Genomic DNA, 15,943 nt, shown 5'->3' with positions numbered 1-15,943 from the left:
AATGGCTACTCAGAAACGCGGACGTGCGTACAGTATATGGACGCGGACAGTCCTTCGCGCCTCCGCTATGGCTCATGGGGAAAATTTGCTAAAGGGACCTCATTAGATGCGAACCGGCTGATCGCCGCAATCACGGCTTGAAAACTCCGGCGCGCACGGTCGCTCATGATCCTCGCGCGCAAGAAACCGTGAGGCAATTGAGCCTCGTTGCGCAACGTTACCGGGACACCCGCCGCCGCCAGCCGCTCGGCATAAGCCCACCCGTCGTCACGCAAGGGGTCCACATCCGCTGTAACGACAAAAGCAGGCGCGAGGTCTGAAAGATCCGGAGCCTTTAAAGGTCGGGCGATGGGATCGGTTGCGGGCTGGCCACCGAAGACAAAGTCCCGGTAGGTCAGCACGTCGCTCGCGCGCAACAGCGGGGCTTCAGCGTTTTCGCGATAGGACGCTGCATCTCCGTCACCACCCAGGCCAGGGTAGATGAGGACCTGGCCCAGCGGCTGCCTCTTGCCTTTCTGCGAAAGGCAAAGTGCTGCAGCGAGCAAGCCGCCGGCACTGTCACCGACGACAACAACAGGCTGATCCACTGCGCGCCAAACCGCTTCAACGTCGTTTATCTGTGCCGGCCACCGGTGCTCCGGCGCAAGACGGTAATCGACCGAAATGATCTGCAAGCCGGTTGCATCAGCGATTTCCACACAGACGTCATCATGGCTGTCCAGCCCGCCCACGACAAGGCCGCCGCCATGCAGATAGAGGACGCAAACAGGTGATGCCAAACCGTATAACCGACAAGCCACGCCGCTGATCGACCGATCAACGACGATGACATTCTCTGGTCGAGGTGCTCGGAAATCAGCGCACATCGCATCGTAGTAGGCGCGGTTTTCCGCGGCGCTCGCCGTGTTGGCCTGCGCTGGATAGCTGGCTTCTGTTTTGCGGATGAAGGCGAGAACCTGAGGATCACTGATCATATGGTTTGTCCGCGTTAAGACGCCTTAGCCAATCCGGATCCATCTGCGGCACAGAGGCGAGTAGCTGGCGCGTATAGTGATGGCGCGGGGGATCCATTACTTCGGCCTTGCTGCCCTTATCCTGCACCGTCCCACTCTTCATCACCACAACGTCGTCAGCAATGGCGCGCACTGTGTCGATGTCGTGCGTGATGAACATGTAGGAAATGCCAGTTTCATCCTGGAGGCGACTGAGAAGACGCAAAATGCCCTCGGCCACCAGTTGATCAAGTGCGCTCGTGACCTCGTCGCAGATGATGATTTCAGGATTTGCCGCCAGCGCCCTGGCGATGCCGATCCGCTGCTTTTGGCCACCAGACAACTCGCCGGGCACCCGATGAAGAAATTGCCTGGGCGAAAGTTCGATCTGCTCCATCAGCTCCCCAAGGCGCCTTTCCAGTGCCGCTCCCTTCAAGCCCACATAAAATTGCAGCGGACGGCAGAGAATCTGGCGGATGGATTGGCGCGGATTGAGGGCTGTGTCGGCCATTTGATAGATCATCTGGATCTTGCGCAGTTGCTCGCGCGATCTGCGGCTGAAGCTCGGTGGCAGCACTTCACCGTTCAAGGTTATGCTTCCAATGCGTGGCGGCAGCAGGCCCGTAACGACGCGGGCGGCGGTTGACTTTCCCGAACCTGACTCTCCAACAACAGCGACGGTGGCACCGCGTGGAATTTCAAACGCGACGTCACGCAAAACATCGAAGTGCCCATAAGACGCGGTGACATTGTTGATGCTGATGACAGGCGCGTCGTTTCTTTCCAGACGGCGTTCAGGGCGATGGAACTCCCGCACGGCCCAGAGCGAACGGGTATAGTCTTCGCGTGGAGACTGCATGATCTGGCGTGTAGGTGCCTCCTCCACTTCCCTGCCATGACGCATGACCTTGATACGATCAGCCATCTGAGCAACGACGGCGAGATCGTGGGTGATGTAGATCGCAGCAGTTTCCGATGTTTCGACCGCCGAGCGGATGGCAGTAAGCACGCCGATCTGTGTTGTCACATCGAGCGCCGTTGTCGGTTCGTCAAAGACGATGAGATCGGGTTTGCAGGCCATGGCCATTGCGACCATGGCACGTTGCAACTGTCCACCCGAAACCTGATGCGGAAATCTCAGCCCGAAATTTGCGGCATCAGGGAGCTGCATGCTCGCATAAAGCTGGCGAGCAAGTATCTCGCAATCCGGTCGGCTCGCAGTGCCGTGTATAGCAGGGCCCTCGCAGAACTGATCGAGCAATTGCCAGGCAGGGTTAAAACTTGCGGCAGCAGATTGGGCTACATAAGCGACACGCCGACCTCGATAGGCCGATCTCTCACGTTCGGTCAGACGCAGCAGATCAACATTCTCAACGAGAACGCGCCCACCTGCGAAACGAAGGCCGGCGTGAGCAAAACCCAGTGCTGCAAGGCCAAGAGTCGATTTGCCGGCACCAGACTCGCCGATGAGGCCAACGACCTCGCCACGCCTCACTTCCAGATTTATGCCGTGCAGGATCGGGGACCAACCCTCCTCACCCTTCGCTTCAACTTTGAGGTTGTCGATCTTTAGCAACATGGCTTTTAGTCCTTCAATCCCGAGGCGCGATGCAACATCCAGTCCACGACAAAATTGATCGAAACGGTCAGCACGGCGATACAAGCGGCCGGCAGAAGCGGCGTGATATCTCCAAAGGTGATGAGGGCTGCGTTGTCGCGGACCATCGCGCCCCAATCAGCCATTGGCGGCGGTAGCCCAAGCCCCAGAAAGGCAAGCGCCGAAATCGTCAGAAAGACGAAACAAAATCGCAGCCCGAACTCAGCAATAAGTGGCGCGGTGATGTTGGGAAGCACTTCCTTGCGAATGATCCAGGCAATGCCGTCGCCACGAAGTTTCGCCGCCTCAACATAGTCCATTACCATGACATTTGCCGCTGTCGCACGCGCCAGACGAAAGACGCGTGTTGAATCCAGAACGGCAACGATCAGGATCAGATTGACCACTCCCGACCCAAGCGCTGACAGCGCCAGCAATGTGAGGATCAGTGGCGGCACCGCCATCATTACGTCAACAATGCGGGAAAGAACGAGATCAAACCACCCGCCAAGAGCAGCCGCAAGAAGACCGGCTATCGCACCGAGCGCAAAGGCAAGCACCGTGGTCGTGGCAGCAATTCCGACAGTATTGCGTGCACCCCAAATAAGCCGCGAGAGCATGTCGCGGCCGAGCGCATCCGTGCCAACGGGAAATGCCGTACTCCAGGGTTCGAATTGTGCACCGACAATTTCGGCCTGATCGTAGGGCGCTATCATCGGGGCAAATGTGACCAAAAGAACATAGATGACGATGATGATAAGGCCGATCAGTGCGGTTAAAGGCATGGTTCTGATTGTCCGGGCAAGGCTCGTCATCACCTCACCTCGGATGCAGCAGGCGCGGATTGGTGGCAATTGCCAGCACGTCGGCCAAAAGGTTCAAGAGAATATAAACAGCGGCAAAGATAAGCGCGCAGGCCTGCACCACCGGCATGTCACGGTTGGTAACGCTGTCGACCATCAGCTGGCCAAGACCAGGATAGACAAAAACAACCTCTACGATGACGACACCGGTGATGAGCCAGGCAACATTGATCGCGATGACGTTGGAAATCGGCGCAAGCGCATTCGGCAGGGCATGCCGGGTAATGATGCGCCAGCGAGAGGCGCCCTTGAGGCGTGCCATTATGACATAGGGTTCGGCCAGCACATTCAACACCGCAGCACGCGTCATTCGCATCATATGCGCTGTGACAACAAGGACGAGCGTTATTGCCGGAAGGAAGGCACGGCGCAGCATGTCGAACAGGTCGGGTGCCGCACCAGGATCGGCCACCGACGGAAACCATCCCATGTGAACTGAAAGCCAGAACATCAGAATGTAAGCGACGAAGAATTCAGGAAATGAAATAGCCGATAGCGTCATAACATTGATGACCCTATCGAACCACGTACCCCTCCACATCGCCGCCAGCAGCCCCAGCAGAACTGCAAGGGGTATGGCGATGGCGGCTGCGTATGCGGCCAGAAACAGCGTGTTGCCAAGTCGCGCCGACAGGAGCTCCGCAACAGGTCGGCCGTTGGCGAGCGAGTGACCAAAATCGCCGGTGAGGATACCGCCGATCCAGGTCAGATACCGCCATGACAAAGGTTGATCGAGACCAAGCTCGCGTCGAAAGGCAGCAACTGTTTCTGGTGTGGCCGATTGGCCTAGAACCTGTTGGGCAATATCGCCCGGCAGCAGGCCAACAGCAAGAAAGATCAGTAGGGAGATAAAAAGCAGAGTGAACAAGCCGAGACCCAGCCGCACGGCCACCATGCGCTGAATAGGGTGCTTTCGTCCGCTCTTCATGCCGACGTCTCCTTCAACCGCACCGCACGGATTCCCGATCCGGCGTGATCTGGAAGTGGTCCTTCTTCCTGCGCGTTGAGATGATCAAGTGCGCGCATCAATGCTGGCGGCATTGCCACTGTACGGTTTGCCTTGGTATCGACATGCAGAAGCATATGCTCGCCGGTTGCGACTGTCTCGCCATCTTCGTTCAGGATCGCATGATGGAGGCGGAGGCGCTTGTCGTCATAACCGAGCAGCCTGGTTTCCACCGTGAGCCGCGCACCTGCCTTTACTTCCGCCAGATGGCGGATGTGGGTTTCGACCGTGTAAGCGGAATGACCTGCGGCGCGGTAGTCGGCATCGAGCCCTATATGGATGAGCAAGGCGTCTGTCGCATCGCCCAGTACCTGCAAATAGCGAAACTCGGTCATATGTCCGTTGTAGTCTACCCAGCCACCATTGACATGAGCCTCATGGAGACGCAGCGGATAATCTGCCTGAACCTTACCGTTGCGGGCATAAAAGCGATTTTCCATCGCTTTCACGGTCTGTCCGGCTCCCCAATCATTGGCCTTGAGCGCATGGAAAATGCCGATCAGGTTGCTATCGCGAATGCGCTCCAGCTCTCGAATGGAGTATGCGCCTGACTGCGCATCTGATTGGCCGGCAATCAGGTCGATCAGTTCGTCATTGAACTCCGGCACGTCCATCAACTTGGTCCAGGGCCATTTCAGCGCCGGGCCGAACTGAGCAAGGAAGTGACGCATGCCGGCCTCGCCGCCAGCGATGCGGTAGGTCTCGAACAGACCCATCTGAGCCCAACGCAATCCAAAGCCATAGCGGATGATATCGTCTATTTCCTGAGTGGTGGCGATACCATCCTTGACCAGCCAAAGTGCTTCCCGCCAGATCGCTTCGAGCAGGCGGTCACCTATATGCGCATCGATTTCCCGGCCTATCTGCACCGGTTTCATGCCCACCGACACCAGAATATCTGACGCCCTTTGCGCCGCAACGCCGCCGCCCACCACTTCCACGACCGGCAAAAGATAGACCGGATTAAAGGGATGCGCGACAATAACGCGCTCGGAATGAACTGAACCTTCGCGCAATTCGGACGGCTTGAACCCGGAGGTAGAAGAGGCAATGATCGCCTGCGGTGAAGCCGTTGCCTCAATTTCGGCAATGATGCGATGCTTAAGATCCAGCCGCTCTGGAACGCTTTCCTGAATGTAATCGGCGCCGGCGACAGCCTCGGCGATCGAGCTTGCCCAGTTGATTGACCCTGGCTTTGGAAGAGGCGACTGATAAAGTCTCCCCCAGGCCTCGGCAGCATTTGCCATTACCTCCGTGACGATGCGGTTTGCTTCGGGATGTGGGTCGAAGACAGTGACGTCATGACCGGCCAATATGAAGCGGGCGATCCAGCCGCCGCCGATGACACCGCCTCCAATTGCTGCGATTTTCATGCCTGCCACCACCGTTCCACGATTTTCCAGCCGTCGAAGAAGCGGTTGTTGGCAACGGGGCCATGCGCAACCTTGTCATTGGAGACATCGACATAATTTACGAAGACAGGAATGATCGTCCCGCCATCCTCGCTGACCAGGCCCTGCATCTCGTGATACATTTCTGCGCGCAACTTTTCGTCCAAAGTGGTGCGCGCCTTTACAAGAAGCGAGTTGAACCGCTCGTTATCCCAGTGGCTTTCGTTCCAATCGACGCCCTTGGCATAGACGAGGCTGAACATATCATCCTCGGTCGGGCGACCATTCCAGTAGCTCACACAGAACGGCTTTTTCAGCCAGACATTCGACCAGTAACCGTCATCCGGCTCCCGTTTGATGCCGAGATCGATCCCTGTCGCCTTGGCGGACTGCTGGAACAGCTGGACCATGGCGAGAGCGCCGACGGAGGCTGCGTCGGACGCGGATATTTCCACCTTGAGCGCATCCATGCCCGCCTTTTTGAGATAGTGCTTTGCCTTATCCGGATCATAGTCGTGCTGAGGCAGGTCGGCCGCAAAGTAGCGGTTAGCAGGCGCAATTGGGCTGTCGTTGGCGATGCGGCCGTGCCCGTGCAGAACCTTCTCAAGCACCGCCTTGCGATCAATGGCGTGTTTGAGAGCAAGGCGGACATTGGGATCCTTGAATGGCGCGGCGTCGCAGAACATCGGCATCGCATAATGCGCAGTGCCCGTGACTTCCGTCGCCTTGATCCCTGGTCGGCGCAAAAGAAGCGGGAGTGTCGCAAGGTCAGGCGAATTAATGACGTCGACTTCACCAGTTATCAATGCGTTCTGACGGGCCGTGGCGTCGTTGATGGTTGACAGAACGACGGTATCGAACCACGCCCGATCCGATTTCCAGTAGTCATCGCGACGTTTCAGAGTGATGCGAACGCCCGGTTCGAAATCGGCCAGCACGTAGCCACCTGTTCCGAGTTTGGATTGCCAGTTCAGCGTTCCGTCCTCGTTGGCCGGCATGATGACGAAGTGGTAATCGGAGGTAAGATAGGCAAAGTCGGCATTGCCGGATTTGAGTTCGAAGATCACGACGTGATCGCCATCGGAACGAATGTCAGTCAATTGCGAGAGTGATCCATTCGCGCCGGACTTGGAATCCTGCCCGCGATGGTGATTGAATGAGGCGATAACGTCTTTTGCAGTCAGTTTGCGCCCATCGGAAAAAGTTGCGGTCTGCCGCAGCTTGAAGGTCCAGATGCGCGCGTCTGCGTCGGTCTCGAAGCTCTCCGCAAGCTCCGGCACGGCTTTGCCCTCGGCATCGATTTCCACGAGGTTGTTGCACACCGCAAGCATGGCGGTCACGACCGGTCCGGCCGCAAACGTCGCCGGGTCGATGGTGTCGGAGGTTGCGCCGCCAAGATGACCGATCCGCAAGGTACCGCCACGCCTCGGCTCTGCTGCTCTTGCCCCAAATGGCACGATCCCGGCGGCGGCGAGACCGGCTGCACCAGCCAGAAGACTACGTCGGGTGATATCGAATAGTGCTTTGCTCATTTCAACAGTTCCTCTCTTTATTATAGGTTTGATGAGATGCTGATTAGCGCCGAAGCAGTTTGAGCTTTTCGCGAACCTCCTGTGGGGTAAGTATCCGGCAGCCCATGGCCGTCAGAATGGTAGCTGCGCGTTCGACCAGGTCGCCGTTGCGCGCGAGCACGCCTCTGTCCAGCCAGATATTATCTTCCAGACCGACACGGACATGTCCGCCCGCCAGGGCCGCCTGTGCAACATATGGTAGCTGCATGCGACCGATGGAGAACATCGAATAGGTCCATCCTTGCGGGATGTTGTTGACCATCGCCATGAGGCTGTTGATATCGGCTGGCGCACCGTAGGGGATGCCCATGCAAAGCTGGATCATTACGGGATCATCGATAAGGCCCTCGTCGACAAGTGTCTTCGCAAGCCATAGATGCCCCGTATCGAAGACCTCTATTTCCGGACGCACACCAGCTGCCTGAATACGCCGTGCCATGGCACGTAAAGTGCCGGGGGTATTTGTCATCACATAGTCTGCTTCCGCGAAATTCATCGTTCCGCAGTCGAGCGTGCAAATCTCTGGAAGCAGTTCTTCCACATGCACAAGCCGTTCGGTAGCGCCAACCAGATCGGATTGTGGCGCGAGCGGTAAAGGCGCTTCCGCCGATCCGAGAACGATATCCCCGCCCATTCCTGCCGTCAGGTTCAGCACAACATCAGTATCGGAGGCGCGCACACGCTCGACGACTTCCCGATAAAGGGCCGGATCGCGGGAGGGTGCCCCGGTGTCTGGGTCACGGACATGAACATGGGCAATGGCGGCGCCGGCCTTGGCGGCCTCGATGCACGCATCGGCAATTTGTGCTGGCGTGATCGGCACGAGACTTGACTTCGTATGGCTTTGACCGGAACCGGTAACAGCGCATGTTATGAAGACGTCGCGGTTCATGAAATACTCCGGGAATGAGGTGAATTCCATGAGAGTGTGACAGCAAATTTCCTGTCGCAATGTGCATGATTCACGCTAAACTGTGCGCATGTCGCCAAAATCGCCGTTTCACCTGACGTTTCTGCTATTTGAGAGCTTTTCCAATATGGTGCTTGCCAGCGCCATCGAGCCGCTTCGTGCCGCACGCGACCTTTCGGGCCGTCAGCTTTTTTCATGGCAATTGTGTTCCTTGGACGGAAATGCGATTATCAGTTCGTCACGCGCCGCGATCGCTGCTGATCTTCCGCTATCTCGAGTGGGAGCGACAGACGCACTTATCCTTGTCGCAGGCTATGGAATAAGAAATCACCTCAACCAGGAGTCAGCGGCGGCCGTGCGCAGAAAAGCACGCGGTCTTCCGATTGTGGGCGGGCTTGACACCGGTGCGTGGTTGCTCGCGCGCATCGGTCTTCTTGCCGGACGCAGGGCAACGATCCATTGGATGGAGAAGAAGGAATTCGCAGAAAATTTTCCGGAGGTTCGTGTCACGGATGCGCCTTATGTCGTTGATGGAAACATCGTGACCTGCGGCGATGCACAGAGCGTTCTGACGTGGTCACTCGACCTCATCGGAAAACACGCGGATGAGGCTCTGCGTTTTGATGTCGCTAACATGTTTGGCGGCGTCCAGAAATCAGCTGAGAGGACATTAGCGCGAGGCCTTTCGGGTCGAATGAGCGATCACGGACTGCCCGCGGCCCTGCAGCGCGCGATCGTTGTTATGCGCGAAACTGCCGAACAGCCGCTCAAACTGCCTGACATTGCCGACCGTGTGGCGGTATCAGAGCGTAGCTTGGATCGCTTGTTTCACCGATACCTGGGTATGTCTGCCGGCCAGTACTACAGTCAGATCAGACTGTCCCATGCCCGCGCACTCGCATTGGAAACCAATCTGACGCTTTATGAAATTGCGTTTCGCACTGGGTTCTCTTCCCCGTCCACGCTTGCACGCGCCTACAGATTGAAATTCGGAGAAACCCTGCGCCGGAAGAAGGTAACGGTTATCTCGACATCGTGAGCGCATGGCGGCACCTCATGATCGAAATAAGTATAGCCCCAAAACGTATTCGAACGCCATAAAAGCTGCGTCAGAGCAATGAGCTCGAACTTGCCGGGCATTGGCCGCTGAACATAATCAGTCGCCCATTGCTGTTGTCGATTCCGACGAATTCGCGCATTTCGCTCATCATCAAACGGTAAAGTGTGAACTCAACACCTACCGACAAAGTATGTTTTCGAGACAATGACGAACCGAGTGAACGCTCCGGCCATTCGCGGTATTGCTCTTGATAGGAATGGAAACCTTTGGCTCTACGGGGAAAACAAGAAAGCCGTGTTCCCGCTCCACCAAGCGGTGGAAACAGCCCCCATGGATGACGATGACAATTTCCACTCCCCTTCATGTCGATGGCAAACCCGGCCTGCTCCAGCAGGGCTCCGCACGGTCCCGACGTTCTTTCAGTTTCGTGATTTTTTTCCGCCGCTCTCGCGTCCGCCCTTCTCTTCAGATTCGTTCCAGGCCGAGGCTCGTGATGCCGACACAAATCATAAAGACCCGTGCTACTATTAGAACGCGGGGTTGGAATGATCGAGTCTGCAAAAAAACCTGCCTGCAACTGGAGGACGACAAGCGGCCAAAGCTCAGCGTCAGTTTTCCCGGCGTCAGATCTCTAATCGCTCGCAGTCGACAGCATCCTGGGATAGGGAAGTCGTCCCCGGGCAAGCCCACACAGCGTGCGAGCCGATCCTCACGGCAGTTCAGCTGAAAATTCCAATGTCCGACGCTAGAACCGACGCCGCGCTGGAGATTTTATTTTTCATTGAGCTCTCGCCACGACTGCCTTCTGGCCTGACTTTTCGCGGAAAGGTTTGCGTTGCACGAGGATGATCCCGGCCACTGTCATGCCGCCGCCGAGGAGGTGGTAGATATACAAGGCCTCACCGAGAAAGATGGCCGCGACGATGGCGGTGAAGATCGGAATCAGGTTCATGAAGATCGCCGTGCGGGCGGCGCCGAGATGTTTTACCGCCGTCATCCAGACAAAGGGCGCGAGGATCGAGCCGGGGATCGCCGCATAAAGCACCATGGCCGTATTCGGCAAAGTCAAGGCGGATGGGGCCGACAGGAGATAGCTCGGGACGAGAAGCACGACCGCGGCACCGATCTGTACGTAGATCGATGTCCAGGTGGCAAGCGGAATGGCCCAGCGCCGCAGAAGAATGCCATAGCCCGCATAAGCCAGCACCGCAGCCAGCATCATCGCATCGCCGCGCCCGACACCCTGCGACAGGAGGCGGGATGGATCGCCCTGTCCGAGAACGATAAAGATACCCGACAGGGAAATAATACCGCCGATCACGGCCAGGCTCGACGGCCTTTCAGCCAGGAAAACTGCGCTGAGGATCAACGTCAGCAGCGGCACGAGCGAGAGCATGATCGCCATGTTGGTGGCCGTGGTTAAACCGGCGGCGTAATATCCAAGTCCTTGACACGCAGCCATGCCGAGAAGGCCAAGGAGGATGAGTTTTGGCAGGTGAGCCGCGATCGTCCGGCGGTGACGCCAGGCATCCCGGTAGACCAGCGGCGTCAGGATGACGAAGGCGATGAACCAGCGTTCGAAAGCGATGGTGCCGGGCGCGATCGCACCAGCGGCCAACTTGCTGACGATGGTGTTTCCCACCCAAATCAGGACCGCCAGCAGAGAGAAGAGCAGATATTTGACAGGCATCGGAGCCTCCTTGTTCATAGTGGCTCTTGCCTAGCAAATGTCTTTTCTTCATTATATAGTGATAAAAAGACATAGAGCTGCGACGATCGGACGACGTATGAAAACTCGCATTGCCGCTGGCGAGAACCCGGCGCCCCTCTCCTTCCGCACGGAAAGCTACGAGGCAGGAGGAATTTTCGAAGAGAAACGGCAACCGTGGTGCAAGGTCGGTTATGCCTTGACTGGCGTGATGGAAGCGCGGGTTGAGGGAAAACGCTTTCTCTGCCCACCGCATTACGCAACGTGGATTCCGGCCGATGCGGTGCATGCCTGCCATAACCGCGAAAACGTCAAATTCGTTTCGATCTATATCGACCGCGACCTCTGCGCGGGCATGCCCGAAACGGCATGCACGCTTGCGCTCAGCCCACTGATCAAGGCGATCCTCGCCGATTTTGCCGAGCGTCGCATAACGGTGCCGCAGACGGAAGCGGACCGGCGCCTTGCATTCGTGCTGGTCGACCAGCTACTGAACGCACCAAGGCGCGAGAGTTTTCTGCCGGTCTCGAACGACGATCTGCTACAGCCTGTCATCGACGCGCTGCAGGCTGACCCGGGCGACCGCCGCTCGCTTTCGGAATGGGCAAGATTACTGCAAACTACGGAAAAAACCTTGTCGCGCCGATTCCTCGGGCACCTCGGCGTGTCTTTCAACGAATGGCGACAAAGACTGAAGCTGGTTGCTTCACTGTCGCTGATCGAAGATGGCAAATCGGTCCAGTCGATCGCCAAAACACTTGGCTATAACAGCCCGTCGGCGTTCATCGCGATGTTCAGGAGACTGACCGGAACGAGCCCAACAAATTTGCGATCGACACCAGCCAGGACAATTAAAGCAGCGAGTACCCCATAGGTCTTTAAACAGGGTCAAACCGCCGTCGCCTTCGGCCTGAAGAACGATTGCATTGCATCCTTACGGTCTTCTTGAATGGCGAAAAGGCGTTTCTCGGAAATATTACGCTGACTTGGATGTTCGCGACAGGCTGGAGTTCTTTATGGGTCTTCAGCCGCCTCGCCAGTAGGTGTCGATGATATGCTGGCCATTGTTGACAATCCGCTGGCAGAGTTCGGGATCGCCGCCCTTTAGCGTATTCGGGACGCCGCCGCAGAGGCGGACGAATGTCACCTGCTGAACCGTGAACATAAAATATTACCCCGCTGGTAGGGTCGAATTCTAGCCCGACTTCCCTGAAACCGTCTGCGACTTCGGTGACTGCGACGTCGATCGCCTTAAAGACTTTGTCTAGCATCGGACGTTCCGTCGCGTCGCGGATATCAACGGACTTCCGCTGTTCGGGCGTCGAGACGCAGCAAATGTTCTCTGTCATGTCTTCTCCAAAGTCATATTGGTGTGTCTGGAATTTGTGCTATCTCAACTGGAAACGCAGGAGGTCGCGAATGAAGGTTCAAAAGTTCAGCATTTCCGACGCAGAACTCGTCAAATCGCCGGGACAGGATGCCGGCATCTATGTCGGAAACCTAGTGGACGAACGAAACGGCGGCCCGGTCTCGATTGGCTATGGCCGGTATGCTCCTGGTCAGTCGCTGACCGAGACGATGGCCGTAGACGACACGATGATCGTCCTTGAGGGACGACTGTCCGTGTCCACCAGCGATGGCACGGTCACCGCGGGGCCCGGCGACATTGTCTACATGCCTAAGGGCCAATCCGTGACGATCACGACCGAGGGAGAAGGCGCGACAACGGCTTTTGTGACCTATCCGCACTGGGCCGAGGCTCGCGAGACATAAATAGATCTCACCATGGCCATGTCGCTGATTGCTTCGACACGAGGCGTGGCCCTCCTGCCTGCCTACGCGGAGAAATTCCTTCCCTGGTCCGTGACCAGTCGTCCGCTCAAGGGCGAGCCGGGTCTTCAGGACGCCGATCGAGATTTCGTCCTACACGAGCCTGACGGCATAGGTTGATGAGGGAGATTTTCGTAATCGGATGCTCTCGAAAGGACTCGAACCGGCAACCCGTAGTTCATTTGGTTTTACTGGCATTAACTTTCCGGTCCGGGCAAATCCTGCCCGGATGTTGTTTTCCCGGTTTGCCAATGCCGAGGTGTCGACAGTGAGAACCGACGTCTTGAACCCAGCTTCGGCCACCCGATCCACTAGCGCGTCGATCCGCTCGGGTTCTCCTGGAAGATAGGCCTGAAACCAGGTGGCGGGGGCTTTGGCAACCACTTCTTCAAGTCTAATCAGCGACGACCCGCTCATGATCATGGGAATTCCGGCTTGGCTCGCCCCCTGGGCGAGAACAAGATCACCCTGATAGGCCATGAGAGCACTGATGCCCATCGGCACGATACCAAAGGGCGCGCTGTAGCTTTCGCCGAGTATCGTCGTACGGGTGCTCCGTTGAGAAACATCCCTCAGCACGCGGGGCCGAAAGGCATAGTCGGCGAAGTCTTCCCTATTGTGACGCAGCGAAGCGCCCGTCTCGCTGGCTCCTGACACATACCCGAACAGCGGTCGAGGTAGGTGACGTCTGGCCGCTTTCTCGAAGTCATCAAGGCAAAGATATTTGTCGAGGTTGCGCGCGTTCGCCTGCATCTCTTATCCGATCAGGATCGCCCGAAAATCGTTGACGTTGGTTCCGGTCGGCCCGGTCACGAAAAGGTCTTTTGTGGAATTGAACCCCGTCCAGGCGTCGTTCGAAACGAGCAAGTCGTAGGGATCGAGGCCCGCGGCGCAAAGTCTCGCCACCGAGCCTCCGTCGACAAACGACCCCGCATTGTCTTCGGACCCGTCTATGCCATCGGTGTCGGCAGCAAGCGCGGTGATGTCACCATGCTCGGCAATCTCGATGGCCAGAGAGAGGAGGAATTCAGTGTTTCTGCCGCCTTTTCCTTTGCCGCGTAGCGTTACCGTCGTTTCACCTCCCGATAGGATCACCACCGGCTTCCGAAACGGTTGATCATTGCGCGCGACCTCCTTCGCGATCACGGCGTGAACCTTGGCGACCTCGCTCGCTTCGCCCTCGATGGCGTCGCTTAGCACGACCGCCGAAACGGCTTGGCTCCGCGCAAGGACTGCAGCAGCTTCCAGTGAAGCGCGAGGGGATGCGATGACCGTAACCTGATTGTTGTCGAAACACGGGTGGTCCGGGTCCATACCGACTGCCGCGTCTTGAAGATGTCGGATGACATGGTCCGGCAATGCCATGCCATATCGGTCTATAACGCGAAGCGCGTCTTGCGGCGTCGAACGGGACAGGACAGTCGGGCCGCTGGCAACCAGAACAGGATCATCTCCCGGAATGTCAGACACGATCAGCGTCACGACCTTGGCGGGATAGGCGGCGATCGCCAGGCGTCCACCTTTGATCCTAGAAAGCTGGGTCCTCACGGTGTTCATCGCGGAGATGGGAGCACCTGATGAGAGAAGCATCTTCGCGACAGCGATCTCGTCATCCAGCGTCAGACCTTCGCAGGGCAATGCCAGCAAGGACGATCCGCCTCCGGAGATCAACGCCACGACAAGGTCGTCTTCGGTAAGATCGGAAACGGCATCTAGCAATCGCCTGGAAGCCACGAAGCCTGCCCTATCCGGAACAGGGTGAGCGGCTTCAATGACCTCTATTCGACTGCAGGAGGACCGCGTCCCGTGCTTTGTCACGACGACACCCTCGAGTGAGCCTTTCCACAGGGCATCGAACGCACGCGCCATTTCCACCGATGCCTTGCCGGCTCCTATCACGACGGTGCGCCCTTTCGGCTCTCGCGGAAGGTTTGCCTTGATGGCCTCGTAAGGATCGGCAGCAGCAACCGCCGCTCGAAACAGTTCGGACAAGAAGACTCTGGTGTCCGCTACGGCTCCCATGTTCACGCGGCCACGATATTCGTCCGTGCGCCGCGCTCGAACGCCTCGACGTTGTCGATCAACTGGTCGACAAGCGACTGAACCGCTTCGCGGCTCGCCCACGCCACATGCGGTGTCAGGATAAAGTTCGGCAGGTCGAGTAGACGCATTAGAGGATGATCGGCGGCTGGGGGCTCCGTGGTGACGACGTCGAAGCCCGCTCCGCTGATCTGTCCGCTTCTCAACGCAACCTCCAGCGCGGCCTCGTCAACGAGACCGCCTCGCGCGGTGTTGATCAAAAGCGGCCGCTTTGTCATCTGTGCGAACTCCGCGGTCGAAATCATGTTGCGGGTGGAAGACATCAACGGAGAGTGCAAAGTGATGACGTCACTAGCCTCAAGGACTTTCTCGAAGGGCGTATAAAGCGGTCCCATTCCCTTTGTGCCCTTGTAGTCGGAAAAGAGAACTTTCATCCCGAAGGCCCGGCCGAGGTCGGCCACCGAGCGACCGAGTGCGCCGTCACCGATGATGCCCAGCGTCGAACCCGCAAGATCGTTGATAGGGAAATCGAAGTAGCAGAACTGGTTCACTTCTTGCCATCGTCCAGCCTTGACCGACTTTCGATACCCAAGGAGGCTGCGGCGAAGCGCGAGGATCATAGCGAAGGTGTGCTCTGGAACCGTGTTGACTGCGTAATTGCGGATATTCGAGACGGCGACCCCGCGTTGCGCGCATGCGGCGACATCGACGACGTCGGTTCCCGTCGCGGCCACCGCAACAAGCTTGAGTCGTGGGGCGGAGGCGATCGCCGGACCCCGTACAGGAGCCTTGTTTGTGATGACGATGTCGGCGTCCTTGATGCGTTCCGACACCTCGTCGGGAGCCGTTTGGTCGAACGCTACGAGTTCGTTGGCGAACGAGAACGCACGGAAGCGAATGTCGTCGGGCAACGTCTTGCGATCTAGGAGAACGACGCGAAGAGGTTTGCTGGCAGCATCAGACATGGGGAGAACA

Annotated in this window: 14 protein-coding genes and 2 pseudogenes; 4 read left to right on the top strand and 12 right to left on the bottom strand. The window is 57.6% G+C overall.

Translation table 11 applies throughout. The annotated features are described in order from the left end of the window. Window positions 1–65: 65 nt before the first annotated feature. Genes ATU_RS25555 through ATU_RS25525 form a run of 7 tightly spaced genes read right to left on the bottom strand, consistent with a single transcriptional unit; the run spans window position 66 to window position 8,312 of the window. Complete coding sequence (locus tag ATU_RS25555; RefSeq protein ID WP_010974602.1) at window positions 66–974, bottom strand: alpha/beta hydrolase; 909 nt, start codon at window positions 972–974, stop codon at window positions 66–68. Then, the gene (locus tag ATU_RS25550; protein WP_010974601.1) at window positions 964–2,571 is read right to left on the bottom strand and encodes an ABC transporter ATP-binding protein; all 1,608 of its coding nucleotides are present in this window, start codon (window positions 2,569–2,571) and stop codon (window positions 964–966) included. The genes ATU_RS25555 and ATU_RS25550 overlap by 11 nt, the downstream gene beginning before the upstream one ends. A gap of 5 nt (window positions 2,572–2,576) precedes the next feature. Next, on the bottom strand, window positions 2,577–3,374 hold the full coding sequence (locus tag ATU_RS25545) for an ABC transporter permease (protein ID WP_162180367.1): 798 nt from the start codon (window positions 3,372–3,374) through the stop codon (window positions 2,577–2,579). 34 nt (window positions 3,375–3,408) lie between these two features. After that, a complete protein-coding gene (locus tag ATU_RS25540) occupies window positions 3,409–4,380 on the bottom strand; it encodes an ABC transporter permease (protein WP_010974599.1) in 972 nt (323 codons plus the stop codon). Continuing rightward, window positions 4,377–5,831, bottom strand: coding sequence for a carnitine 3-dehydrogenase (locus ATU_RS25535; RefSeq protein ID WP_010974598.1), 1,455 nt, complete (start codon window positions 5,829–5,831; stop codon window positions 4,377–4,379). Before ATU_RS25535 ends, ATU_RS25540 begins: the two co-directional genes overlap by 4 nt. Further along, entirely contained in the window at window positions 5,828–7,381 is a 1,554-nt protein-coding gene (locus tag ATU_RS25530; protein WP_010974597.1) for an ABC transporter substrate-binding protein, read from the bottom strand. Before ATU_RS25530 ends, ATU_RS25535 begins: the two co-directional genes overlap by 4 nt. Window positions 7,382–7,424: 43 nt before the next feature. Beyond that, window positions 7,425–8,312 (bottom strand): beta-keto acid cleavage family enzyme, encoded by an 888-nt coding sequence (locus tag ATU_RS25525; RefSeq protein ID WP_010974596.1) that lies wholly within the window; start codon window positions 8,310–8,312, stop codon window positions 7,425–7,427. 88 nt (window positions 8,313–8,400) lie between these two features. Between ATU_RS25525 and ATU_RS25520 the strand changes: the two genes are divergently transcribed. Next, window positions 8,401–9,369, top strand: a complete 969-nt coding sequence (locus ATU_RS25520; protein ID WP_010974595.1) for a GlxA family transcriptional regulator — start codon at window positions 8,401–8,403, stop codon at window positions 9,367–9,369. Between the two features lie 799 nt (window positions 9,370–10,168). On the opposite strand, the gene ATU_RS25515 is transcribed toward ATU_RS25520, so the two are convergent. Beyond that, the gene (locus ATU_RS25515; protein ID WP_010974593.1) at window positions 10,169–11,080 is read right to left on the bottom strand and encodes a DMT family transporter; all 912 of its coding nucleotides are present in this window, start codon (window positions 11,078–11,080) and stop codon (window positions 10,169–10,171) included. 37 nt (window positions 11,081–11,117) lie between these two features. On the opposite strand from ATU_RS25515, the gene ATU_RS25510 reads away from it, so the two are divergent. Beyond that, window positions 11,118–11,972: an AraC family transcriptional regulator gene (locus tag ATU_RS25510; RefSeq protein ID WP_236762369.1), complete on the top strand. Its 855-nt coding sequence runs from the start codon at window positions 11,118–11,120 to the stop codon at window positions 11,970–11,972. Between the two features lie 150 nt (window positions 11,973–12,122). Here the strand turns inward: ATU_RS25510 and ATU_RS26840 are convergent, their stop codons facing one another. Further along, window positions 12,123–12,263 carry a hypothetical protein gene (locus ATU_RS26840; protein ID WP_162992053.1) on the bottom strand — a complete coding sequence of 47 codons (141 nt, stop codon included), beginning with the start codon at window positions 12,261–12,263 and terminating at the stop codon, window positions 12,123–12,125. A gap of 254 nt (window positions 12,264–12,517) precedes the next feature. On the opposite strand from ATU_RS26840, the gene ATU_RS25500 reads away from it, so the two are divergent. Next, a complete protein-coding gene (locus ATU_RS25500) occupies window positions 12,518–12,871 on the top strand; it encodes a cupin domain-containing protein (protein ID WP_010974590.1) in 354 nt (117 codons plus the stop codon). Between the two features lie 3 nt (window positions 12,872–12,874). Beyond that, window positions 12,875–12,988, top strand: a pseudogene (locus ATU_RS26835) (LysR family transcriptional regulator); the annotation flags it as partial. Between the two features lie 120 nt (window positions 12,989–13,108). Here the strand turns inward: ATU_RS26835 and ATU_RS25495 are convergent. The 3 genes and pseudogenes from ATU_RS25495 to ATU_RS25485 form a co-directional block, all read right to left on the bottom strand. Beyond that, window positions 13,109–13,681 (bottom strand): annotated as a pseudogene (locus tag ATU_RS25495) (alpha-hydroxy acid oxidase); the annotation flags it as partial. Window positions 13,682–13,684: 3 nt separating this feature from the next. Continuing rightward, window positions 13,685–14,950 carry a glycerate kinase type-2 family protein gene (locus ATU_RS25490; protein WP_010974588.1) on the bottom strand — a complete coding sequence of 422 codons (1,266 nt, stop codon included), beginning with the start codon at window positions 14,948–14,950 and terminating at the stop codon, window positions 13,685–13,687. A 2-nt stretch (window positions 14,951–14,952) separates the two neighbouring features. Then, window positions 14,953–15,933, bottom strand: coding sequence for a D-2-hydroxyacid dehydrogenase (locus ATU_RS25485; protein ID WP_010974587.1), 981 nt, complete (start codon window positions 15,931–15,933; stop codon window positions 14,953–14,955). Window positions 15,934–15,943: the final 10 nt, after the last annotated feature.

The sequence above is a fragment of the Agrobacterium fabrum str. C58 genome (assembly GCF_000092025.1).
GTDB classification, from domain to species: domain Bacteria; phylum Pseudomonadota; class Alphaproteobacteria; order Rhizobiales; family Rhizobiaceae; genus Agrobacterium; species Agrobacterium fabrum.
Note: the sequence above shows the minus strand (reverse complement) of the source record. Positions and strands in the feature narration are given on the sequence as shown.